General features: G+C 53.3%; 19 protein-coding genes, 7 pseudogenes and 1 other annotated feature. Of the genes and pseudogenes, 7 read left to right on the top strand and 19 right to left on the bottom strand.

Annotation, left to right across the window (positions count from 1 at the left end):
• Window positions 1-248 precede the first annotated feature (248 nt).
• A pseudogene (locus ABD76_RS07520) lies at window positions 249-1,483 on the top strand (IS110 family RNA-guided transposase).
• Between the two features lie 338 nt (window positions 1,484-1,821).
• On the opposite strand, the gene ABD76_RS07515 reads toward ABD76_RS07520, so the two are convergent.
• Entirely contained in the window at window positions 1,822-2,961 is a 1,140-nt protein-coding gene (locus ABD76_RS07515) for a substrate-binding domain-containing protein (protein WP_197255647.1), read from the bottom strand.
• Window positions 2,962-3,208: 247 nt separating this feature from the next.
• Between ABD76_RS07515 and ABD76_RS07510 the strand changes: the two genes are divergently transcribed.
• On the top strand, window positions 3,209-4,069 hold the full coding sequence (locus ABD76_RS07510) for an aldo/keto reductase (protein WP_197255645.1): 861 nt from the start codon (window positions 3,209-3,211) through the stop codon (window positions 4,067-4,069).
• Between the two features lie 51 nt (window positions 4,070-4,120).
• Here the strand turns inward: ABD76_RS07510 and obgE are convergent, their stop codons facing one another.
• From obgE to ABD76_RS07470, 8 genes are all read right to left on the bottom strand, one after another.
• A complete protein-coding gene (obgE, locus tag ABD76_RS07505; protein WP_197255644.1) occupies window positions 4,121-5,434 on the bottom strand; it encodes a GTPase ObgE in 1,314 nt (437 codons plus the stop codon).
• 12 nt (window positions 5,435-5,446) lie between these two features.
• Window positions 5,447-6,202 (bottom strand): Spo0B domain-containing protein, encoded by a 756-nt coding sequence (locus ABD76_RS07500; protein WP_197255642.1) that lies wholly within the window; start codon window positions 6,200-6,202, stop codon window positions 5,447-5,449.
• Between the two features lie 154 nt (window positions 6,203-6,356).
• Window positions 6,357-6,668 carry a 50S ribosomal protein L27 gene (gene rpmA, locus ABD76_RS07495; protein ID WP_006284685.1) on the bottom strand — a complete coding sequence of 104 codons (312 nt, stop codon included), beginning with the start codon at window positions 6,666-6,668 and terminating at the stop codon, window positions 6,357-6,359.
• A 14-nt stretch (window positions 6,669-6,682) separates the two neighbouring features.
• On the bottom strand, window positions 6,683-7,018 hold the full coding sequence (locus ABD76_RS07490; protein WP_006676698.1) for a ribosomal-processing cysteine protease Prp: 336 nt from the start codon (window positions 7,016-7,018) through the stop codon (window positions 6,683-6,685).
• A gap of 10 nt (window positions 7,019-7,028) precedes the next feature.
• Complete coding sequence (gene rplU, locus ABD76_RS07485; protein ID WP_087441121.1) at window positions 7,029-7,340, bottom strand: 50S ribosomal protein L21; 312 nt, start codon at window positions 7,338-7,340, stop codon at window positions 7,029-7,031.
• Between the two features lie 13 nt (window positions 7,341-7,353).
• Window positions 7,354-7,439, bottom strand: a sequence feature (ribosomal protein L21 leader region).
• A gap of 73 nt (window positions 7,440-7,512) precedes the next feature.
• Window positions 7,513-8,760, bottom strand: coding sequence for an Rne/Rng family ribonuclease (locus ABD76_RS07480; protein ID WP_197255641.1), 1,248 nt, complete (start codon window positions 8,758-8,760; stop codon window positions 7,513-7,515).
• 134 nt (window positions 8,761-8,894) lie between these two features.
• Entirely contained in the window at window positions 8,895-9,755 is an 861-nt protein-coding gene (locus tag ABD76_RS07475) for a M50 family metallopeptidase (protein WP_197255640.1), read from the bottom strand.
• A complete protein-coding gene (locus ABD76_RS07470) occupies window positions 9,748-10,701 on the bottom strand; it encodes a M23 family metallopeptidase (RefSeq protein WP_197255639.1) in 954 nt (317 codons plus the stop codon). The genes ABD76_RS07475 and ABD76_RS07470 overlap by 8 nt, the downstream gene beginning before the upstream one ends.
• Window positions 10,702-11,287: 586 nt before the next feature.
• On the opposite strand from ABD76_RS07470, the pseudogene ABD76_RS07465 reads away from it, so the two are divergent.
• From ABD76_RS07465 to ABD76_RS30885, 4 pseudogenes are all read left to right on the top strand, one after another.
• Window positions 11,288-11,551, top strand: a pseudogene (locus ABD76_RS07465) (transposase); the annotation flags it as partial.
• Between the two features lie 183 nt (window positions 11,552-11,734).
• Window positions 11,735-12,004: pseudogene (tnpA, locus tag ABD76_RS07460) on the top strand (IS200/IS605 family transposase); the annotation flags it as partial.
• 4 nt (window positions 12,005-12,008) lie between these two features.
• Window positions 12,009-12,665 (top strand): annotated as a pseudogene (locus tag ABD76_RS07455) (RNA-guided endonuclease TnpB family protein); the annotation flags it as partial.
• Window positions 12,666-12,752: 87 nt separating this feature from the next.
• Window positions 12,753-13,357: pseudogene (locus tag ABD76_RS30885) on the top strand (transposase); the annotation flags it as partial.
• A 633-nt stretch (window positions 13,358-13,990) separates the two neighbouring features.
• Here ABD76_RS30885 and ABD76_RS07445 read toward each other — a convergent pair.
• From ABD76_RS07445 to ABD76_RS07410, 8 genes are all read right to left on the bottom strand, one after another.
• Window positions 13,991-15,142: an FtsW/RodA/SpoVE family cell cycle protein gene (locus ABD76_RS07445; RefSeq protein WP_197255638.1), complete on the bottom strand. Its 1,152-nt coding sequence runs from the start codon at window positions 15,140-15,142 to the stop codon at window positions 13,991-13,993.
• 6 nt (window positions 15,143-15,148) lie between these two features.
• Complete coding sequence (gene minD / locus ABD76_RS07440; RefSeq protein WP_197255637.1) at window positions 15,149-15,943, bottom strand: septum site-determining protein MinD; 795 nt, start codon at window positions 15,941-15,943, stop codon at window positions 15,149-15,151.
• Between the two features lie 7 nt (window positions 15,944-15,950).
• Window positions 15,951-16,607 (bottom strand): septum site-determining protein MinC, encoded by a 657-nt coding sequence (gene minC / locus ABD76_RS07435; RefSeq protein ID WP_197255636.1) that lies wholly within the window; start codon window positions 16,605-16,607, stop codon window positions 15,951-15,953.
• Between the two features lie 219 nt (window positions 16,608-16,826).
• Window positions 16,827-17,348 (bottom strand): rod shape-determining protein MreD, encoded by a 522-nt coding sequence (gene mreD, locus ABD76_RS07430; RefSeq protein WP_197255635.1) that lies wholly within the window; start codon window positions 17,346-17,348, stop codon window positions 16,827-16,829.
• Window positions 17,348-18,250, bottom strand: coding sequence for a rod shape-determining protein MreC (gene mreC, locus ABD76_RS07425; RefSeq protein ID WP_197255634.1), 903 nt, complete (start codon window positions 18,248-18,250; stop codon window positions 17,348-17,350). The genes mreD and mreC overlap by 1 nt, the downstream gene beginning before the upstream one ends.
• A gap of 87 nt (window positions 18,251-18,337) precedes the next feature.
• A complete protein-coding gene (locus ABD76_RS07420) occupies window positions 18,338-19,372 on the bottom strand; it encodes a rod shape-determining protein (protein WP_168182052.1) in 1,035 nt (344 codons plus the stop codon).
• Between the two features lie 42 nt (window positions 19,373-19,414).
• Entirely contained in the window at window positions 19,415-20,101 is a 687-nt protein-coding gene (radC, locus tag ABD76_RS07415; protein ID WP_197255632.1) for a RadC family protein, read from the bottom strand.
• Between the two features lie 73 nt (window positions 20,102-20,174).
• Window positions 20,175-20,777, bottom strand: coding sequence for a Maf family protein (locus ABD76_RS07410; RefSeq protein WP_197255649.1), 603 nt, complete (start codon window positions 20,775-20,777; stop codon window positions 20,175-20,177).
• Window positions 20,778-21,105: 328 nt separating this feature from the next.
• Between ABD76_RS07410 and ABD76_RS07405 the strand changes: the two genes are divergently transcribed.
• On the top strand, window positions 21,106-22,056 hold the full coding sequence (locus ABD76_RS07405; protein ID WP_197255630.1) for an aldo/keto reductase family protein: 951 nt from the start codon (window positions 21,106-21,108) through the stop codon (window positions 22,054-22,056).
• 144 nt (window positions 22,057-22,200) lie between these two features.
• Here the strand turns inward: ABD76_RS07405 and ABD76_RS07400 are convergent.
• Together ABD76_RS07400 and ABD76_RS07395 are read right to left on the bottom strand one after the other, a co-directional pair.
• Window positions 22,201-23,423, bottom strand: a pseudogene (locus ABD76_RS07400) (transposase); the annotation flags it as partial.
• Between the two features lie 177 nt (window positions 23,424-23,600).
• Window positions 23,601-23,894 (bottom strand): annotated as a pseudogene (locus ABD76_RS07395) (GH39 family glycosyl hydrolase); the annotation flags it as partial.

The raw sequence follows: 23,894 nt of genomic DNA, 5'->3' as shown, positions 1-23,894 counted from the left end.
AAAACCCCCACGGCCTGACGGCCACCACGATGGATGAAAATGGGGACTTGTAATTTTGAAGTTCTTCTGAGCAAATAAAGATAGGCAGATCAAAGGTCGAATTTTTTTTGGTGAGTCACATCCCGTACAGAAAACGGGCCTATTGCAGCTTTGAGCACCGCCGATTGTTGCCCTGAGCACGTGTACAAAAGTACACTTCTCGTTGCTGCATGTTCTGCTGAATCCAAAAGCAAGGAAGTGAAGCTGGAATGGATGCGATTTTGGAACGGTGCGCAGGGTTGGATGTGCATCAGGAAACGGTCGTCGCCTGTGTACTGGCAGGGCCACTCAACAAGAAACCACAGCAAGAAATCAAAACGTTTGGAACAACGACCAAGGAATTGCTAAAACTCCATGATTGGCTGTTGGAACAGAAATGTACGCATGTCGCGATGGAGAGTACCGGCGTTTATTGGAAGCCCGTATGGAACCTGCTGGAAGACTCGTTCGAACTTATCTTGGCCAATCCGCAGCGGATCAAGAATGTGCCGGGCAAAAAAACAGACATGAAAGACGCCGTCTGGATCGCACAATTGCTACGTTGCGGGTTGATAGAAGCCAGCTTCGTGCCACCAGAAGATATCAGGGATTTGCGTGATCTCACCCGGTATCGCCGGAAGCTAGTCAACGACGCGACAGCGGAAAAGAACCGTATCCACAAAATTCTTCAAGACGGGAACATCAAGTTGACCACCTATATCAGCGATGTATTTGGTGTTTCAGGTCGCGCTTTACTGGAATCAGTTATGAACGGCGTTGTTCTGTCACCGGAAGACGTGAAAACTATGGTCAAAACCCAAGTCAAGAAAAAAGTACCGCAGTTGGTTGACGCCTTGAACGGACGAGTGCGGGCCCACCATCGCAAGATGATCCGCAGGCATTACGACCATCTAGAGTATTTGGAAAAAGAAATTGCAGCTTTGGAAGCTGAGATCGAAGAACTGCTGAACCCTTACCAGAAGGAAATCGAACTGCTCGATACCATACCGGGGATTGATAAGGATGCCGCGGCGAGCATCCTTGCGGAAATTGGACCCGACATGTCGGTCTTTCCTTCGGAAGGGCACCTCGCCTCTTGGGGAGGATTGAGTCCAGGCAATAACGAAAGCGCAGGAAAAAAAAGAGCACGAGAACCCGTAAAGGGAATAAAGGTCTAAAGTCCGTGCTTTGTCAGGCAGCCTGGGCCGCTACCAAAACAAAAAACACGAGATTGTCCGCTTTTTATTACCGGCTGGTCAAACGACGAGGGCCGAAAAAAGCAAACATGGCGCTGGCTCACCTGTTACTACGAATCATCTTTATTATGCTGCTCACCGGTGTCCCCTATGAGGAACTGGGGCCGGATTATTTACCGAAAAAAGAGAAAGACGTCGACTTCTGGATACGAAAAATTCAACAGTTAGGCTACAAAGTGGACATTCAAGAGCTAGGAGACACCGGATAACCCCTATATTTCCCATTAGTTGGTAAAATTGACTTGTAGGGGGGCTTTTTGTGCTATTTTACAGAAACCTTCTACTCCGGTGCAAAGACCCATATCTTGATACTTCGTGCATAGAGACATTTTCGTACAAATCAAATGCCTTTTCCTTCGTTTTCGCTTGCATTTTTCTCGGTTGCAAACAAGACGCGGGACGAGATGCCCCAATAACCGAAAAGCCTCACCCGGTCAACGGCGGGATGAGGCTCTTGCATATGCCATGGGAATATTTTTACGAGTTATTATATCCGCAAGCACATGGGAAGTAAATATTCAAGATCCATTTCTCCCTATGATTCCGCTTACAACAATATTCGCTCGCCGGCACAGGGGCCTATCGATTGCCTTTCCTGCAGCGTCACCGGAACAAGCATCCGCTGCTCCTCCGGCCTCCGCCGTTCGATCGCCTCAATGACGGCTTCCGCTGCCCGGCGTCCGATCTCGTACTTATTTTGGAGCACGGAAGCAAGCGGAACATCGCAATGCCGCGACGCTTCCTCGTCGTCGAAGCCGACGATCGACAGCTGCTCCGGCACCTGGATATTCGTTGCCAAGCAGGCTCTCAGCAGTTCAAGCGCCAGCTCGTCATGCTCGGTTTGAATCGCCGTCGCTTTTTTGGCCAGGAGAAGCTGAATCATCTCCCCGTGGAAGGCCTCCTTATTATCCGCGTTTACCTGCCGGTAGAAATCGGTGATGACCAGTTCGGCAGCGCTCGGGATGCCGCCGTCCTTCAGCGCTTGGCAGTAGCCGAAATAGCGATCGCGAACCGAACTGCGGTACTCGATGCCGATGCTTGACACGAAGGCGATGCGCCGATGGCCCAGCTCGATCAACTTGTTGGTAGCGATATATCCGCCGCGGAAATTATCGGAGCATACACTCGGCAACGGAATGCTGTCATAATATTGGTCCATCGTCACAATCGGATATTGGTCGATATAGTGAAGATTCAACATCTCCATGTTATGGATAGAGCTGATCGGATACAATATGATGCCCGAGAAGCCATGCTTCGGAAGGCGCGCAAGCAATTCCTTCTCCTTCTCTGGATTCCAGTCCGTACAGTGAATGCTCAAATAATAGCCCATGCTCTCCGAATATTCCGTAGCCCCTCTTATGTAATCCAAATGACCGTTCGCCGCCATATAGGGCAGTATGAGCGAAATAATGCGCCGCGGCGCGCCCGATGTGCCGCCAAGCGCGCCTTCCTTGTCCCCGGCGCGCTCCTTGACGAAGCTGCCGCTTCCCCGCTTGCGGTAAATGTACCCGCTACGTTCCAGCTCAAGCAGGGCTCGCTTGGACGTGATGCGGCTTACTCCGAACTGAGCGGCCAGCTCCATTTCCGTCGGAATCTGCTGATGGACAATATATCTCCCTTCTTCTATTTTCCGCTTTATATCGTCTATGATAACAGCGTATAACGGTTTGTTTCCCGGTTCCACAGTTGTTCACTTCTCCGCTTCTACTGGATTGTATATGCGATACAGCCGCTGCTAGCACCATATTATAGGATATCATGTCAGGCAGCAAGCCAAGGCATACCGTATTTGTCCATCCTTTCATTGCATCAGCGGCGACATGATTTCTACCGGAACTTTTTCCCATGGCGGGCGTACAAAGATACAAACCTATCGGAACTCTTCCGGCATCATCGGCCGGGATGAATGATGACAAGGCAGGTGGAAATTCATGCAGTACAAACAATTGGGCTCCTACCGGATCTCGGCTATCGGCTTCGGCGGAGCTCCGCTCTCCGTGCCCGGAAGACCGGAACGGGAGCAGGCCGTGAGCACGATTCACGAGGCCTGGGAGAACGGCATCACTTTCTTCGATACGGCAGATACATACAGCTTGAATGAGCATGATCTCGGTCATAACGAGCAGTTGTTCGCGGACACGCTCCCGCCGGCTCCCGGGTGCGTCATTGCAACCAAGTCCGGGCTTGCGCGCCCGGAGGGCGCCTGGATCCGGAGCGGACATCCGCGATCGCTGCGCGCCGCCTGCGAACGCAGCCTCCTCCTGCTGCGGAGAGACGCGCATCCTCTGTATTACTTGCACGCCCCGGATCCGGACGTTCCGTTCGAGGAATCGTTCGGGGAGTTGAGCCGGCTGCAGGAGGAAGGCAAAATCGAGCATCTGGGCCTGTCCAATGTCTCGGTGGGCGAATGTGAGGCGGCCCTGCACATCGCCGGCGTAGCGGCAATTCAGAACCGTTACCACTTGTTCGACCGAAGCTCCTCGGACGTGCTTGCCTTCTGCGAAGCGAACCGGATTCTGTTCGTCGCTTACAGCCCGTTCGGCGGCCCGGGGCACTCGTACAGACTGCGGCAGGACCCGCTGCTGCAGGATCTGGCCAACGCCTATGAAGCGAGCCCATACCAGATCGTGCTGGCGTGGATGATGGCCCGTTCCCCGCAACTGCTTCCGATTCCGGGAGCGACCCGTCCGCAATCGATTCGCGACAGCGCTCAGGCGGTCCGGGTTCGCTTGGCTCCGGAAGATCTCGCGAAGCTGGATGCGCACGACTCCCCTGCCCCAGCGCAAGGATGACAGCGAAAAGACCGCATGCCTTCATCAAGGCTTGCGGTCTTCCTTCGTTCATCAATAATAGCTGCTGCCTTCGACGAATTCGAATTCGAAGTCGCCGATCCGGATGATGGTGCCGTCCTCTGCGCCGCGCTTGCGCAGCTCCTCGTCTACCCCCATCCGGCGAAGCGTCCGCGCGAACCGGAGAATCGCGTCATGCGAGGTCATCTGCATCCGCTTCAGCATGCCTTCAATCGCCTCGCTCTCGATGACGAACGCGTCATTCTCCCGCCGAATCGTGAAGGAAGGCTTCTCCTCTTTCTTCTTGTAGCGGTAGATTTTGCGCTCCTCGACGTCTGCGACCTCTTCGACATGCGTCTCCGGAAGACGTTCCAGCATGTCCATGGCCTTGTAGAGCAGCTCCTGGATTCCCTGCTTCGTCAAGGAGGAGATCGGAATGATCTCGATGTCGTCGCCCTTCAAGGCCTGCACCTGCTCGCGGAACGCTTCCAGGTTCTCCTCCGCCTGAGGCATGTCCATCTTGTTCGCGGCTACGATCTGCGGGCGTTCCGCCAGCTTCTCGTTGTATTGTTTCAACTCATCGTTAATTTTGACCCAATCGTCGAACGGATCGCGCCCTTCGGTTCCCGCCATGTCCACGACGTGGATAATAATCCGGGTACGTTCAATATGGCGCAAAAATTCATGTCCCAGTCCGACTCCTTCGCTGGCGCCCTCGATCAGGCCCGGCAGGTCCGCCATCACGAAGCTTCGTCCGTCCCCGATGTCAACGACCCCCAGATTCGGGGTAATCGTCGTGAAATGATAGGCGCCAATCTTCGGCTTCGCGCCCGACACGACGGACAGAAGCGTCGATTTGCCGACGCTTGGGAAGCCGACCAGGCCGACATCCGCCATCACCTTCAGCTCCAGCACAACCCAGCGCTCCTGGCCTTCTTCCCCGTGCTCCGCCAGCTCCGGCGCCGGGTTCGCCGGGGTAGCGAAGCGCATATTTCCCCTGCCTCCGCGTCCGCCTTTGGCGACCACAACCTCTTGCCCGTGACGGGTCAGATCGGCGATAACCTCCTGTGTATCATCATCGATTACGACCGTTCCCGGCGGGACCCGCACAATCATAGGCTCCGCGTTGGCGCCGTGCTGGCTCTTGTTCCGCCCCTTCTCCCCGCGGCTTGCCTTAAAGTGCTTCTGATAGCGGAAATCAACCAGTGTTCGCAGCCCCTCGTCAACGCGAAAAATGACGTCCCCGCCATTTCCTCCGTCGCCGCCGGCCGGTCCGCCCATCGCGACATACTTCTCCCGGCGGAACGCGACGAGACCGTCGCCTCCGTCGCCGCCTTTTACATATATTTTCGTCTTATCTACAAACATGCTGTCACCCCGTTATGCGTTGCAAGGCACGACAATGCGGTAGGCTTCGTGCTCTTCGTTCCGCTGCGCTGACGATTGCTCCAGCCGCAGGCCGCCTACAGACGCGATATGCTTCAATTTGGATTCCACTTCATCCGGATTCAATAAGATGCCTTCGTATTGATAGCGAATGACGAGCCGGCCGTCCTCCTTGGCAAATTCGACGCTTAGCGGATTCATCCCGTCATTCTGGGCCTTCGCCGCAAAGCGAAACGCTTGAACGGAAGCAATAACCGACTCGGCCAGCTTGCACGGATCGACGGACAACTCCATCCGGTTCAATTCAATCGGCTCCGGTATCTCGATCCGCAGCGGCATCATGCTGCCGGACAGCCGCTGCTGCATCAGGAACATCACCAGCTCCGGCACGCCAAGCTTGGCAATTCGGCTCTCCTCCGCCATTCGCTCTTTTATAGTCTCTACACATTCCGGCAATTTATCGAACTTCTTCAATCGAACATAACCGTACACCAACTGCAGATCATTCATCCAGTCATGGCGCTGATGGTTCATCAGTTGGAGGGCCGATGCCGCCAGCGAACGCTCCATACGCTGCCGCCGCACCCGCTCTTCCCGGTATAACAAGAACCCGCACAGGCTCAACATCACCGCCATGACGAGAATAAGCACGAATCTCCAAGTGAATGATAAAGGCCATCCAATGACAGTGACGGCGCATGCGGCCGCTGCCGCGATGCAGCCTCCTAGCTTCAATCGCAAACTATTCATATTCCGGCTCCCCGCTCATCATTCCATTCTTCCATTTATGTACAGACTCCCCAATCTTCAGTATATCATGCGCAAGGGAGGGCGTCCAAGAAAAATGAACCGCGGCCGGGTAAAAAAAACCCCCGGCACTAGCCGAGGGTTTCTTTCTATCGTCTTAGTTCTCCACAGCTGCTGCAACAGGTGCAGCTTCCACCGGGTAGACGCTCACTTTTTTACGGTCGCGACCCCATCGTTCGAACTTCACGACGCCTTCCACTTTTGCGAACAGCGTGTCATCTTTACCGATGCCCACGTTGTTGCCTGGATGGACCTTCGTGCCGCGTTGGCGGACCAAGATGCTGCCGGCTGTAACCACTTGGCCGTCTGCGCGCTTCACGCCAAGACGCTTGGAAATACTGTCACGGCCGTTCTTCGTGGAGCCTACGCCCTTCTTGGATGCGAACAACTGAAGATTCAGTTTCAACATGTTGTCTACCTCCTTTATGTTGTCATTAGTTCTTCTATCTGAAGATACGATTCGTATGAAGCTTCGATACTTTGCAACCCAATGATCATCGATTCCAGCAGCAACTGAACCTGCGCTTCGATGTCCTTCCGCTCGATGAACGGAACCGTTCCGCTCAAAAAGCCGTCCTTCATCTCGCACTCCAGTTCAACGCCAGTCAGAACCTCAATGGCATTGGCTGCGCCCACCGACACGGCCGAGACACCCGCACATACGATGTCTTCTCCGTGGGGAGCATAATCCGCATGGCCCTCAATCGAGAAGCCCGCGATAGATCGATCCGGCTTCCGCCTAACTGTAACGCGAATCATCCGGCACCTCTTACGCCTGAATGTTCTCGATCGTTACTTTGGTGTACGGTTGGCGATGACCTTGCTTGCGACGGTAGTTCTTTTTCGCTTTGTACTTGTACACGACGATTTTCGCGCCTTTTCCATGCTTTTCTACCTTCGCCGTTACCGCAGCGCCGGATACAACCGGTGTACCTGTAACGAGGCCGCCGTCCTTCGATACCGCCAATACGCGATCGAATGTTACGCTGTCGCCTTCTGCAGCGTTCAGCTTCTCGATGTACAATACATCGCCCGCTTGAACTTTATACTGCTTGCCGCCAGTTTCGATAATTGCATACATTGTGTTGCACCTCCTCATGTCTCAGACTCGCCTGAATCAGGTGATGACGCTGCTTCCAGCCTCATGCTTGGAACCTGTCCGGAGCGGTTACAGCATGTGTAAGCAACTTCACTAGACACATACTTATAGATTGTAGCACAATTAAATTCAAAATACAAGCTTTTGCGTTCCATTAACGACTGGGAATTTGTGCAGGCTCCCATCCGCTTCCCCCGCATGAGGAACATGGCTGAAGGAACTGGTTCATCACCTGTTCCCGCACTTTTTTGCGGGTAAGCTCGAGCAAGCCAAGCTTCGTCCAGCCGACGACCAGGCATTTCGTCCTGTCTTTCTTCATCATCGTCTCCAGCCGTTCGACCACGTGCTGCCGATGCTCTTCCGTATCCATGTCGATGAAATCGACAATGATGATGCCTCCGATATCCCGCAGACGGATGAGACGCGCGATTTCCTCCGCAGCTTCCATATTCGTAGTATACACGGTCTCTTCGAGATGGCTTGTCCCCGTATATTTCCCCGTGTTCACATCAACAACGGTTAAAGCTTCCGTCTGGTCCCATACCAAATAGCCGCCGCTTTCCAGCCAGGTTTTGCGCTGGAACGCCTTGTCCAACTGCTCATGGACATGATAGCGCCGGAAAAGCGGCTCCGCTTCCCTATACGTATGAATCCGGTTCTCCAAATCAGGGGCGACTGATCGAACGAACGTATGTAACCGCTCGGCTTGGCGGACATTGTCAATCAGCAACTGATCGACATCCCGCGAGAAGGCGTCCCGCACCAGCCGCTCCACCATGTTCAGATCATGGTGCAGCAGGGCAGGCGCTTCCGCTTGCGCCGAACGAAGCGTAATTCGCTTCCATAGCTCGCGGAGCGTCTCGATATCGGCTTGCAGCGTCTCTCGCGACTCTCCCTCCGCCACGGTGCGGATAATCATGCCTTCCTCGTTCTCGCGCAGCTCTTCGGCAAGCTGCTTCAGGCGGTTTCGTTCCGCTTCCTGCTCAATCTTCTTGGATACTCCGATATAATCGGCGTTAGGCATATAGACCGAATAGCGGCCTGGCAGCGAGTAATGGGTCGTCACACGGGCGCCCTTGCCCCCCAGCGCCTCCTTCATCACTTGGACAATAAGCTCCTGTCCAACACGAAGCAAGCTGGTTATCGGAGGCTTCTGCTTCGGCTGCTTCTCCAAATGCGGGTGCAAACAATCATCAACATACAGAAATGCGTTCTTCTTCTGACCGATGTCCACAAATGCAGCCTGCATTCCCGGAAGAACATTCACTACGCGGCCCTTGTAAAAGCTTCCGACCGACGTAGTTCCCGTGGCTTGTTCGACTGCATATTCGACGAGCCGACCATGTTCCAACAATGCCATTTGCGTGACTTGTTCCTCGCAGTGAACAATCATTTGTTTCATGGTATCACCTCTGTTACAGCGCGTCATCTTCCATTGTAACATGAAGCGGGAGGCAGTGAACATACCAAACCGGTATGCTTTCCGATCAAAATAATAGAAAAACGGAAGCGGCAGCCGTCACGATGCGCGGCCGCTCACTTCCGCTGTCCCCCGGGCTCGTCAAAATAGGCATCGATTGCACGCTGCTCAGGAATGATGCGCTTAATCGCCCCTTCCGGGTCCATGACATAAATAAAATGATATTCGTCCCGGCGAAGCAAGCGCAGCAGTCCGGACAGCGGCCAGCCGTTCTCCGCCACGATCGGCCTGCCGAGACAGCCGCTTCGTTCCCATTTGCGAAGCCGGGCGGGACGGGCCATCAGGAAGCGCAGAAAACGGTAGGGCACGTTCTTCCACTCCTCCCAATTGGACCATAAGAGAAAGATTCCCAGCATAAGCAGATTCAAATTTACTTTTCCGCCCGTGAACAGCGGCATGACGCTGTAAGCCGCAATCGCAGCGCTGACCGCCATACTCACTCTTGCGCCGATAAGCAGCGTCTTGTAATAACTGAACCACAGCGAAGCGGCCGCTTGCAGCATGCGCCCGCCATCGAGCGGCAGCACCGGAAGCAAATTGAACAATCCGATAAACGCATTCGCCCGAATGAAATCTTCCGTCCAAGCGCTTCCCCACCACCCCCACTGCTCGAACAACAGGGCAAGTCCGATCATAATACCGTTTTGCAGCGGTCCTGCGGCCATGACCAGCCACTCCTGCCATGCCGGGGCCAGACTACCGTCTTCCGTCTCCGCCACGCCGCCGAAGGGCAGCAGCTTCACTTCCGATATCGTCCAGCCGAACATGCGCGCCACAGTGACATGCCCCATCTCATGGACAATCACGATCACGAACAGAGTCAGCAGCTCCAAAATATATCCCGTCACGGCCGCCATGGCCAACAGGAGGATAAACAAAGGATGCAGTGTATAGACGGTTCCTCCCCATTTAATCAAAAGCGATCACATCCGTCGGATCAATGTACTCCCCGTCCCGCAAGAGGGCGAAATAAAGCGCCGCCGCACGGTCTTCCGCCGGGCTCCCCAACGTGCCCACAACTTCCCCCTCCTCCAGCCAATCGTTCACCTTCACTTCGCTGGCGGCGAGACCGCCGTATATGCTGACCACGCCCGATGCATGCTGAACCGTTACCTGGAAATCATCCTCAGCCCGGCGGTTCACTTCCGTAACCCGTCCCGTCGCCACGCTCACCACCTCGGCAGAACCTTCGGTCCCGGTATCGGCAGCAATCCGGATCCCGTTGCGGTTCATATCGAACGGCTGCAGTACCGTCCCTTTGACGGGGGGATGCAGCGACAGTCCCCCTTGAACAGATGCCGCTTCATTCCGCTTCCCTTGGAACAGCGGGATGAAAGAGGGCGAGCCGGAAAACGTCCGTTCATACCAGGCCGCGATGGGGCGCATGTCCATTTCCTCCGTCAAGCTCCTTCCGATCCATTGCCGGGCCGGCTCGTTCCAATCCGCGGGGAAGCGAAAGATTACGAACGCCGCAGCGAACATCAGGGCGGACAGCACAATTCTCGTACGAAAAGATCGCCAGAACCCGCCGTTCCGTTCCTGCTCCCATCCGTAGCGTTCATGCCATTGCCGATGCGACGCCTTCCACAACCGTTCCGGATCGGGCGAATCGGCGAGAAGCTCCATCTCGTTCAGGCGAAGCGGAGGATGCCCGCCCATCTCCTCACTAACGCCGTGAATCTCGACCGTCCCAGGCTCAGCCGTCTGGGCGGGTCGAACATTCGGCGGCTCATGCTCCGAGTGCTGGACAGGCAGGAAGGACGTTCCGGCTTCATGCCGGCGCTCCGCCTCGGATGACCGTTGTTCTTGACTGATGATTTCCCGAATTCGTTCTTGCCGCCGACGGCGAATGTCCTCGATCATGGCTCTCTCATCCCTTCATTGATATCCTCTTGATCGATATCTGCCTGCATCCGTCATGACATCTGCTGTATCGAAATCCATGCTTTGATCCTTAAGCAAGTAACCCTTTATTCCATGTGTATGACAAGCTCTCACCGGTTATGAACAAGCCTTCCCCCCGCCAGATTGACTTTGCCTCATTCGTCCTTTGGATTAGCTGCGAACACTTTATCCGCCTCATTCGTTCTTTGGATTGGCTGCGAACACTTTATCCGCCCCGTACATACATAGGTTGCCTGGTGCCAGCCTCTTCCCCTCTGCGTTCCCATTCCCCGTGTATACATGCTGTTCGCGGTCTTTTGCACAGTCTCCCAAGCACTCAGGATGTGTAAGGTGATCCCTGGCTAGCTTATGGTCGATATCCCAAGCGCTCAGGGAGATTATAATATCTCTCTTTCATTAAATAGATTCACACTCCATCAATCGGTGATTTATAGCAAAACATCAGTTTATTCCAGAAACACACTTTACATGGAAACATATGTTTGGTAAAATAAAAACAAGAACATACGTTTGATTAATTTTAACTTAAGAGGAGGCTGCTGTTATGGATATCTGGACGAGCGCTGGCACGTTGGAGGAATTAATGGAGCAATTCCCTACCGAAGAATCATGCATTCCTGCCCTATTTGCGCTGAAATGGCCTCACGGCTTTCGCTGCCCGAACTGCCGGCATGTATGCGCCTATCTGATCCGGACACGGCGGCTGCCTCTCTATGAATGCTGCGAGTGCCGGCATCAGACGTCCTTGACTGCGGGCACGATCCTCGAGGGCAGCAGAACCTCTTTGCGGAAATGGATGGCTGCAATTTGACTTGTCTCTAATCCGAAGGAAGGGATTAATGCGGTCGTAAAACTCCTTACTTTAGTTATGGGGATATAAGGCACGTTGCTCCGCATCCCTTCCGGGGGTGGTAAGAGCAAACCAAAAAAGAGTTCTTTGTTTGGTTAGTTGTTGTTAGATACACTCACTACATCAGAGCCAGGAGACATTCGATTAAAAGAGTTGTTTCTTGAAAAGGCGATGGAACTATGCGCTGAAATTGTTGAAATGGAGATCATGCCTGACCACGTTCATTTGCTCCTAAAGTGTGACCCGCAATTCGGAATTCACCGAGTCGTGAAGCATTTGAAGGGCTAGACATCCAAAGTGTTGCGGATGGAATTTGTACACCTGAAAAGCAGTCTCTCTTCTCTTTGGACAAACTCCTGCTTTGTTCCTACAGTCGGGACGGTTCAACGGGATGTGATTAAAAAGTACATTGGGTACGATCAGACGAAATCCTTCGGGAAAATATTTTATGTCCGTTTTGTGCGAGACAGAGATTCAACCACATCCGCAAATCGAACAGACCGTTGGAGTTGATCTTGGCATCAAGGATTTCGCTACTCTCTCTACTGGTGAGAAGGTGGCGAATCCTAAGTACTATCGCAAGTATGAAAAACAACTGGCGAAGTGGCAACGAATTCACTCACGCCGACAAATAGGCGGTAAAAACCGTTACAAAGCACGCCTCCGAGTGGCTCGCTTGCATGAGAAGATCGCAAATACCCGCAATGACTTCCTACATAAGCTGTCAACCAAACTGATTAACGAAAACCAAGTGGTCTGTTTGGAGGACTTGCAAGTGAAAAATATGGTCAGAAACCACAAGTTAGCCAAATCCATTGCAGATGCTTCGTGGTCTATGTTTCGTACGATGCTGGAGTATAAGGCGGAATGGTACGGTCGAACAATCTCCATCGTCGGGAAGCAATTCCCTTCAAGCCAACTCTGTTCCACTTCAAATTGTGGATACCGCAATAAAGACGTGAAAAACCTCAACTTGCGAGAATGGAATTGCCCAAGGTGTGGCGCTAAGCACGATCGTGACGAAAATGCGGCTATCAATATTGAGCAGAAAGGACTTCGACTGTTGGCATAGCCAACTGAACTGTGGGACACACAGGGATAGCTTGGTGGATTTCACTCCGTTAGGAGTGATTACCCAAGAACCCCTTTAGGTATGGGGAGTGTCAACAATGTTACCTACAAGACGGCATGGGCGATGCTGCATAAGATTCGTATCGCGATAAGATGTGCCGATGAAGGGGAACGGCTTGAGCATCGTGTTCATGGCTTTATTGCCTTTAATGGTCCCCGTCTATATCCGAGTGTCGATCTCGCTCCGCGGGAGCAGCCGATTATTGTCGCGGCCTCGCTGGCTCCAAATGGGGAGGAACACCAATATAAAATGAAACAGGTTAACCGGGGGCATATGTAGGCAAGCTGCTGCTTCCTTGCAGCCGCGACGGCTTTATCGCTGAACATGTCTCCGCTCCGGATTCCATGATCTCCATTATCCGCAAGCGCTTTCGGGTCAAGCACAACAGTCCATTATATACCATGTTCAAGCGAGCGCAAAGATGGCTATGTAAGACGTTTCGCGGGATAAGCGGCAAGTATTTGCAGTATTATTTGGATGAATTTTGTTACCGGGAAAATGCCATCGCTCGCCAAGCTGCAGGCTGGGAGTTCTTGGGCGCGATATGCTGCGCCGATAACGGGGCCAGACGCCGGTACTTAAAGCGGGCCGCCACCTCGAAGAATTACGCTCGTTCTCTTGCGGCTGCCTAAATGAATCCGCACAGGACCTTCAATTTTGTCGCCTGGCTTAATACATAGTATTCTCAGGCATTACATTTAAACGTCTGACCACTATTTATGAAAGTCTTTTTTCAGTCAATACAATTTTTTCGCTCCCCCCCCTTATCTCGGACTGTTCCCTCCATTGTTTTTAATCAGCAATTACGTACCATCATTTCTGAACCCATCACCCTGAGGTAAGGGGATACTTGCCTGTCCTGAACTTCGGGGATATATGGTGTAAAAAAATCAGTTGAACTTACTTGCTTCTGCTCCTGATTCTTTGGGATATTGCTGCTTAGTTCTCAAGGGCAACTGTGCTTATTTCCTGAATACAGGTGGCTTTCTTCATGAACCATTGATGCTCAATTCTCTAAAGCCGGTTATAAGAAGTTACGGGGGGCTATGCGACTTCCTTCGGCTGCTTGTACATCTAGTTGGGGACAACCAGCATTGTGTTCTTTTCTGAATTATGGGGATACTCAACGTAAGGGGCGTGGAAGAAGCTGTTTCGCTCTCCTGCCCACTTGAACGACAAAAAAGGCCCTACTATCTATATCCCCCAAGCGAATGCAGACAGTAAAGCCTCTCCTTGTCAGTCTATTCCGTTCCGGCTTCCATCCTTCAATCTTCAATCTGATACTTCTCTTGATAAATGCGTATGCTCATCACCAACCCGATGCAAAACATATTCAGCAGCAGGGAAGTTCCCCCGTAGCTGATGAAGGGCAGCGTAATCCCCGTCACCGGCATCAGACCGATCATCATGCCGATATTTTCAAGAATCTGAAATACGAACATGGACACGATGCCGATGATAATATAGGAACCCCTCAAGTCATAACACTGGAAGGCGATGAGAATCATCCTGTATATCAGCAAGAAGTAGAGCAGCAGCAGTATCGATGAGCCCTGGAAGCCGAACTCCTCCCCGATAACGACGAAGATCGCGTCCGAGTACGTATACGGAATGAAGCTTCTTCGCTTCAATTCCCCCTTCATATACCCGTCTCCGGACAATCCTCCGGAACCGATCGCGATCATGGCGTATTTGGATTGATGATTGGCATCCGACGATGCCAAGGACGGATTAATGAACGTATCGATGCGCGTGAACCAGTGCTGATGCTTGACGACATCGGTAAAAAACGCTTTGGTCTCTTCACGGAACGTCGTGAAGGCGACATAGACCGACCCGGCCAGCAGCGAGACAGCCACCAGACCAATCAGCACATGCCGGAGCTTGATCCCGCCGATCCAGAGCATGCCGATGAAAATAACAATATAAATGATGGCATTGCCCAAATCCGGCTGGACAACGACGAGCGTGAACGGCACCAGCGTCACAAGCGCCAGCGGCACCAAGTCTTTGGTGAACGTAAGCGGATCCCCGCCGCGCCGTCCCAGCAATTGGGCCAGGGCGAAAATAAGCGCAATCTTGGCTATCTCCGCCGGCTGGAACGAGAACGCCCCAATATTGTACCAGCCAATTGCGCCGTTCAGATTGGAGCCGAAAAAGAAGATGCCGACGAGCAGCAGGACCGTTACTCCCATTGTAATCGGCCATATTTTCAGCAGAATCCGGTAATCGAACAACGCGGTTGCGAACATGACGACAAAGCCGGCCGCAAAGAAAACAACCGTCTTCATCGCCGTATTGGCAAAGCTCGGATCTCCCCCGTGGGTCGCACTATAAATGACAAGCGGGCTGAAAACCGAAAACACAAGCAAAATTCCAACGATAACCCAATCAATCCGTTTTAGTTTGTTCAGCAATGCTCATCAACCCATCCCAAAAAACTTCTTCATCCGCGTCAGCACGCCCTTCTTCTGATCAAGCGCCATCAACGGAACCGTATCCCCAAGAATGCGCCGGGCGATATTGCGGTAAGCAACCGCAGCGCGGGAATCCGGATTCATTACGGTCGGCTCCCCTGCATTGGCGGCCCGAATGACGAGCTCATCATCCGGCACGATCCCGAGAAGCTCGATATTCAGCACCTGCAAAATATCGTCCAGATCCAGCATCTCTCCGGTCTTCACCATGCTGGAGCGGATGCGGTTGACGATAAGCTTCGGCGAGCCGACATTCGCATTTTCCAGCAAGCCGATAATGCGATCGGCATCGCGCACGGCCGCATTCTCCGGAGTCGTAACGACAATCGCGCGATCCGCCCCGGCGATCGCGTTTTTGAAGCCTTGTTCGATGCCGGCAGGGCAATCGATAATAATATATTCGTATTCCTTCTTCAATTCGAGAATGATATCCTTTACTTGCTCCGGCGATACCGCATCCTTGTCTTTGGTCTGGGCGGCAGGCAGCATATATAATTCATCGAACCGCTTGTCCTTGACAAGCGCTTGGTTCAATCGGCAGCGGCCGTCGGCCACGTCGCAAATATCATAGATGATGCGATTCTCCAGCCCCATGACGACATCGAGGTTGCGCAAGCCGATATCGGTATCGACCATGCATACTTTTTTGCCGAGCAGAGCAAGCGCGGTCCCCAAATTCGCCGACGTCGTCGTCTTGCCGACGCCGCCTTTCCCCGAAGTGACGACGATAGCCTCTCCCATAGTTCTTCTACACTCCTTTGAACAAAGTAATGTCCTTGCGGACGCGATGAAGCTGCGAGATTTTGTCAATTTGCATCATGCCGTCATGGATATACGCAAATTCCATATGAGCCTGTGATACCCCCCATTCGTCCGGCGGGCGGCTGATGACATCCGCGATGCGCAGCTGCGTCGGCGCAAACAGCGAAGCCGCGATAACCGAGCCGGTCTCTCCATCGACGCCGGCATGAGCTGTCCCCCTCAGGGCTCCAAATACGAATATGTCTCCGCTGCTTATGATCATTCCGCCCGGATTGACATCGCCAAGGAAGAGCAGATGCCCGTCATGCCGGAGCACCTGCCCCGAGCGAACCATTCCGGTCATCGTATGAACGCGGTACCCTTGCGATTCCTTCTTGACATCGGCATCCGATTCCAGCGATCGGATTAGCAGATTCCCCCGCTGCCTCAAAATGTTGAGCATCTCTGTCTTTTGCTCATCGGCAGCGGTACGGGCTCCTAACTTGACATCGACATACACAAGCGGTCCGTCGAAAAAATGCGGTGTATGGTCAAGCTTGTCGCGCAATTCTTGCAACAAGTCTGTAAATTCGCACTGATCGTCAAGCAGGAACACGAGGCCGTCCTTCATGCCTTTTATCGTTACCAATGGCTTGGCCGTCATGAAATGTCCCTCCCCACGGTTATCTTTTTCGTGACGGATAAGAAAAGTTCCTGCAAGAAAGCCGTGAATCGTAAGAAAAACCTCTGTCGACGCCACTCGAAAAGGAGCGATCGCCCATCGAGGCTGGTGAACATATCTCCTTTCCCGCCAGGCTTCAGCACCGGAGGCGCGCATGAAAACAGCATCAGCCGCCTGGACGAAGTGCCCAAAGACGGCTGCTTAGTCTTGTTCATTTTCAGCGGTTCCCGACTGAAGATCGAACCATTTCCGCATCGGAACATAGATCGCAAGCGCAAACAGCAGCTGTACGAACAGACTCGGAATCAAATAGTCGAAAAGCGCAACTTCATACGTCATTTTGCTCAAGTTGAACAACGAATAGATAGCGAATAATATCGTCTGGTACAAGAAGCTTCCCATGACCGCCGCCGCCATCATCGGCATGAGTGTGATATTCCGTCCGGGAAAGAGAAGCCCCGCCAAATAGCCGAGCAGACCCATGCTGAACGCATGCGGGCCAATCATATGCCCGTAGTAAACGATGTCCTGCAAAAATCCGAACGCGAGCCCCATAATAAGCGCCGTGTGACGATGCTGATAGATGCCGTGATAGAGCACTGCAATGAATACGAACTGCGGAATAATGCGCCCCTGCCACATATCCGGAATGATGAGCGGAAGCAGCGTCCCCTCCAATATGAACAGCACGAACATAAAACCAATCATCCAATTCCGGTTCATCACTTATCCTCTTTCTTCGAGCCGTTCTCTTCCGGATCCGGCGTGAAGACGATGAACAGCTCGCGCCAGTCGCGATAAGTGGCTGCCGGTTCGATAGTGGCGGTACGTGTCAGTCCAAGGTCTCCTTGCTGCAGAGAGACGACGGTGCCGATAATCAGTCCGCCCGGGAATACTCCGCCGAAGCCGGAGGAAATAACCGTATCTCCCACCTTCACCTTGTCGTTCTCTTCTATCCGTGTCATCGTGAAGGTTCCGCTGCTGTGATCATACGACTCAATCATGCCGAAGGAATCGCTTTTGCCAAGCACTGTCGCCGAAATCGGGCGCGAATTCGGGTCCTTCTCGTCCAGATTGGTCAATAGCTGCACGGTGGAGGAGAATTCGTACACGCGGCTGATCGTCCCCACTACGCCATTATCGACAGAGATGACGGGCATCCCTTGGCGGACGCCGTTGATCTCCCCAAGATTGAGATTCAGCGTCTGGTTGAACGGATCGGCCACGTTAATGGAGGAAACTTGCGCAATCCGGTACTCGTACGGCAGGTTCAACTGCTTCTGGCGCTCGGTGAAATTCAGAGCCTCCCTCAGCCGCTCGTTCGTCGCCTGAACTTCGCTGTAATATGCTTTATCGCGTATGTAATGGGCTTCCACAATCTTCAGACGCTCATTCTCTTCATGCAGTTCCTTCAAGGTCGCGATATCATGAAAAAAATTGGCGATATAGGACGCCGGCTTATACACCAGCTGCTGCACGAACGTTACCGTATCGTGCACGATTTTTTCCGGCCACGACATCTTCAGCCGCCCGCCCAAGGTGAAGCCCATTAATGCGATAAACAAAATAAGTCCGAACAATAGAATGATTAACCGTTTGTTCCCCAACAGCTTAAACAGTCTCAACACCTTCTCATCGTAAAGCGGTACTCGTTCCTCCTCGAAATAGAGCCCGCGCCGAGGGAACGGACCAGCGCGGGGCCAACAGCTTGATTATCGCTTGGAGCGAAGGCCGGAGCTTCCGCGTCCCTTGAACAAGTGAATATTGTCGAGCGCGCGTCCGGTGCCGATAGCGACGCAATCCAGCGGGTTCTCCGCCACGATGACCGGCATCCCGGTCTCGCGCGCCAGCAGCTTGTCGAGGTTGCGAAGCAGCGCTCCGCCGCCCGTGAGGACAATGCCCCGATCCATAATATCGGCTGCCAGCTCCGGCGGACATTTCTCCAGTGTCACCTTGACCGCCTCCACGATCGAGTTGATCGTATCCAGCAGCGCGTCGGTAATCTCATTCGAAGAGATGGAGAGCGTCTTAGGCAATCCGGTCAGCAGATCGCGGCCCCGAATCTCCATTGTCTCCACCTCGTCCAACTCCATCGCGGAGCCCAAATCCATCTTGAGCTGCTCCGCCGTGCGCTCCCCAATCATCATATTATATTGGCGCTTGATGTATTGAATGATCGCTTCATCCATCTCATCGCCGGCAACCCGGACGGAGCGGCAGGTAACAATCCCGCCGAGCGAGATGACGGCGACTTCCGTCGTACCGCCGCCGATATCGACAACCATGCTTCCCGTCGGCTCCCATACCGGCAGATCGGCCCCGATCGCCGCCGCGAACGGCTCCTCGATCGTGTAGGCGTCTCTCGCGCCCGCTTGCTTCGTCGCGTCTTCCACTGCGCGCTGCTCGACGGCCGTGATGCCCGACGGAACGCAGACCATCACATTCGGATGGCGCGGGAAGAGCGAACGCTGCTTCTGCGCCTGCCGGATGAAATATTTAATCATCGTGGAGGTCGTATCGAAGTCGGCGATAACGCCGTCCTTCATCGGGCGGATAGCCCGAATATTGCCCGGCGTGCGGCCGATCATCTTCTTGGCGGCTTCACCGACCGCTTCGATCGTCTTCGTATCCGTACGGATAGCGACGACGGACGGCTCGCGTACAACGATTCCTTTGCCACGAATATATACCAATGTATTGGCTGTTCCCAAGTCAATTCCCAAGTCTTTTGTAAAGCCACCTAGCATGTTGTCAATCTCCTTTTTATAGCCTCAATCTCAATCATTATATTACATGAGTCCGCGTTCCTTCAAACTCACATATTGATTATCTCCGATGACCAAATGGTCCAGCAGATCAATGCCGACAATCTCGCCCGCCTCGACGAGCCGCCTGGTGATGGACGCGTCTTCCGGGCTCGGCGTCGGATCGCCGCTCGGATGATTATGTGCGCAAATGATGGAAGCCGCCCCGTATTTCAAGGCGGCGCGATACACTTCGCGCGGATGAACGAGAGAGGCGTCTAATATGCCTATCGTAATCGTTTGTTGAGCAATAATCCGGTTTTTCGTATTCAAGAAAAGACAAACAAAATGCTCCTGCTGATAGTAACGCATCGATTCCATCAGCCATTCCGCCGCATCCTGCGGCCGCCGGATCGTAATCGCGTCATCGCTGCGCGATCGCGCCATGCGCCTGCCCAGCTCCAAGCCGGCCTTGAGCTGAATCGCCTTCGCGAGGCCGACTCCGCGGGTCTGCGTCAGTTCGGTCACCGACAGATCGGGCAAGGACCGCAAATGGCCTGCCCGGTTCAAAATGCGCTGCGCCAGGACGAGGGCCGATTCGTCCTTCGTCCCTGTTCGCAGCAAAATCGCCAACAACTCCGCATGGCTTAACGCTTCCGCCCCATACTGCAGCATGCGCTCTCTCGGGCGCTCGCCATGGGGCAGATCGCGAAGAAGCGGGTAATGTTCCATGTCGCACAACCTCCTGAAAAGTGGATTGCGGCATTCCTATCCCTAGCTTCTTGCCTGCCGGACTCCCGGCGTTCTATGGCACTCTGATTCCGAATGGCTCTAGCATATCGGTCAGGAGCGATAACGGAAGACCTACTACATTGAAATAACAACCTTCGATTCGCTCGACTAACGTGGCTCCGACGCCTTGTATGCCGTAGGAGCCGGCTTTGTCCATCGGCTCTCCCGTCGCGATATAACGGCGGATCCGCTCCGTGCTGCAGGGCTTCATATGTACGACCGTGGCCCGATGGCTCACGGATGTCCGCCCGTCGGATACCTGGACGAGGGCGACGCCGGTATATACTTCATGCGATCGTCCCTGAAGCGCCGTAAGCGCCCGCTCCGCATCCGCCTCGTTCTCGGGCTTGCCGAGCACCGCGCCGTCAAGCACGACGATCGTATCCGAACCGACGACGATGCCGTCCTTCCCTTCGCTGTGCCGCACGCGGGCCACAGCGTCGGCCTTGCGCAAAGCCAATTGTTCGACGATGCGATCAGGCGGCCATCCGGGAGGGACCGTCTCGTCCGCAGCACTGGGCTGGACCGAATAAGGAAGGCCCAGAGCGCGAATCAATTCCTGCCTGCGAGGGGAGGATGAAGCCAAAATCAATTCCGGTTGTCGTTGTGTATGCATTGCCATGTTCATCCGCTCCTCGCCATTTTTTGACACCATTTTTATTATACGCGGAAGTTGACTTTGAAACAAACGCTTTCCTATTCCATTTGGCGCAAAAAATGGCGGGAGTTTGTGGAAATGTTCCAGAAGCGCGCCGGGGCGGTGCAGGGGCCTGCTTTATCCTTATGTTAGACGTGCGGAGCGCCCCAAAGTTACGGAGGAAAATGTTGAGATTAACGCCAATCGTTCGCATAAATCGGCTTTCCAAACGCATATGACTTCTTTTACAATGGAATGAGGTCTATCTAAGCATGATCATCATAACGGAGTCTAGGAGGTTGGAAGCATGCAATATCGCAGACTGGGAGCAAGCGGGCTGAAAGTAAGCGAGATCAGTCTCGGAAGCTGGCTCACCTACGGAGGATACGTCGAACGCCAAAACGCGGTGCAGGCGATAGAGAGCGCCTATGAGCTGGGCGTGAACTTTTTCGATACCGCCAATGTATACGAGCGCGGCGAGGCGGAGAAGGTCGTCGGGGAGACGCTGAAGGCCTATCCGCGCGAATCCTATGTGCTGGCTACGAAAGTATTCGGCCCCATGGGCGACGGCCCCAATGATCGCGGGCTGTCCCGCAAGCACGTTACGGAGCAATGCCACGCAAGCTTGAAGCGGCTCGGGCATGATTACATCGATTTGTATTACTGCCACCGCTTCGACGATCAGACGCCGATGGAAGAAACGCTGCGCGCTCTGGACGATCTCCTGCGCCAAGGCAAAATTTTGTACGTCGGGGTCAGCATGTGGACGGCGGCGCAGATGGCAGAGGCGCTTGCCATCGCCGATCGCTATTTGCTGGACCGGATCGTCGTCAACCAACCCGTCTACAATCTGTTCGACCGTCATATCGAGAAAGAAATTATTCCGTTCGGCGAACGGAACGGAATTGGACAAGTCGTCTACTCGCCGTTGGCCCAAGGCTTGCTGACCGGAAAATACAGCTCCGCCTCGGCATTCCCGGAAGACAGCCGCGCCTCCAAGCTGGAAGGGATGCGCAAAGGAATTACGCCGGAGCGGATCGATCAGGTCCGGAAGCTCGCAGAGCTGGCCGGGGAACTGAATATAACGGTCGGGCAGTTGGCCATCGCCTGGATACTGCGCCAGAGCAACGTATCCAGCGCCCTCGTCGGAGCCAGCCGGCCGGAGCAAGTGAAGGAAAATGTCATGGCTTCCGGCACCGCGCTGACCCAGGACGTGCTGACGCGCATCGAAGAAATTATGGCTCCTCCCGTCAACTGATCTTTTAACGGGCGCGCCTGTATAGAGAAAAGAAGCCGGCTGATGCCGGCTTTCAGATTGAAGACAAACTCCCGCGAAATACTGCAATCGCGGGAGTTCTTTACGTTTTTTATCCCTATTTACAAATACGAAAGAGAACTTAAGACCGGTCTTCCAGAGCCAGGTCGCCATTTTTTTGAGGTTCATGGCAGCAAAAACAAGCATCGCTTGCGCAGACATTCTTTTTAACCCGCGTAAAGTCGTCCACCGCATACCATGCTTCTCCTTTAAATCAGCAAAAACTCGCTCTATTGTTTCTTTCCTCTGCGCATAAATCCGTTTGTTTTCTTCTGTATGGCGAAGGTGATCGCTTCTTCAACATATTCAGCCCAAACATGTCGACTAATGCGTTTTACTGCATCTTTACTCTCTGTACATTGGGCCCGGAACGGACAAGCTTTACAGATTGCCGGTTTTTTCCGGGTTCGAGCGATACATTTTATAACCATCACGGTTCGTTGTTTCGTAAGACAGTACCGCATTTGCTGGACATAGGTAACCGTCATCATGCTCATCGTACACGTATTCATGCTTTTTAAAGAAGCCTTCTTTCGTTTGAGGACGGGTATAGGGCAGGACAGGACGAATCTCTTGTTCTTGCAGCGTTTTGCAAATAGCTGGCGTCTTGTAGCCTGCATCCGCCGGAACCGCTTGTGGAGCCGGAACCAGACGAGTAACCTCATCGGGAACATCTTCGAAGACTTGGCTGTCATGAACATTTCCAGGTGTTACTTTACCCCCGAGCACAAACCCGTTCCGATCACAGGCGGTATGGAAGCTATAGGCGAAAACACGCTCTTTCTCGCCCTTGACGAACAAACCACACTCCGGCCTGAACGATTTCTTTTCCATATTTGTTTTTGTTCGCGCTGGCTTTCACATGTGTCGCATCAATAAAGAGTACGTCAGGTTCAAGGAAACCATGGCGAGCAGCTCTTCGAGGATGTGCTCAAAGATAGCTTCAAATAGTGCCGTATCCCGAAAACGGCGTACATAATTCTTACCCAGCGTGGAGAAGTGAGGGATGGGGTGACTGTAGTCATATCCAATAAACCAACGGTATGCGATCTTGGTTTCAATTTCCTTCATGGTCTGGCGCATGGAGCGAATCCCGAAAAGGCATTGAATAAGCGCTATCTTAACAAGAACAACTGGCTCAATGCCAGGACGACCGTTATCTTCACAGTAGGCATCTCGAACCAGGTCATAGATGAAGTTAAAGTCGATGCGTGTTCGATTTTACGGACCAAATGATCCTCTGGTACAAGCTCGTCCTAGGAGACCATGGAGATTTTGGAACGTCCTTCGCAACCCGTTTTTAGCAACATATTCAAGTACTCCCGCACGAATTCATTTTCTATATTATACCATATTAATGCGGTGAATGATTGAAATTATCTCATAAAAAACAAGACTGTCGACAATGGCTTTGCCGAGATAGGCCCCCTTGTAGACGGTGTCATTCGTCAATTCCCTGATAGGCGGTCGATTCCATTCCGTGAGAATCAATTCCTTGTCGGACAGCCTTTGCTGGCCAGCAGCCTCATCTCCTGCGCAAGCATGTCCCGCAAGTACACCGGATTCGGAGAGATCCCCATGAACTCCTCCAATATTCGGCGGTACCGATGCAAAGGGAGCCCCAGCGGAGCGGCCAGTTCGGCGTGAAGCACCTCCTCGATATGGTCATGCGGATAGAAATGAAGCGGTATGAGGTCCGGCAAACACGGATTGCTGCGGCAGAACGCAAAAAATTCATCATTCAGCCGCGGCGAGCGGATGGTGATGATCCGCCCTGGCGC

The organism is Paenibacillus dendritiformis, assembly GCF_015845845.1.
In the GTDB taxonomy this organism is placed as follows: Bacteria; Bacillota; Bacilli; order Paenibacillales; family Paenibacillaceae; genus Paenibacillus_B; species Paenibacillus_B dendritiformis_C.
Note: the sequence above shows the minus strand (reverse complement) of the source record. Positions and strands in the feature narration are given on the sequence as shown.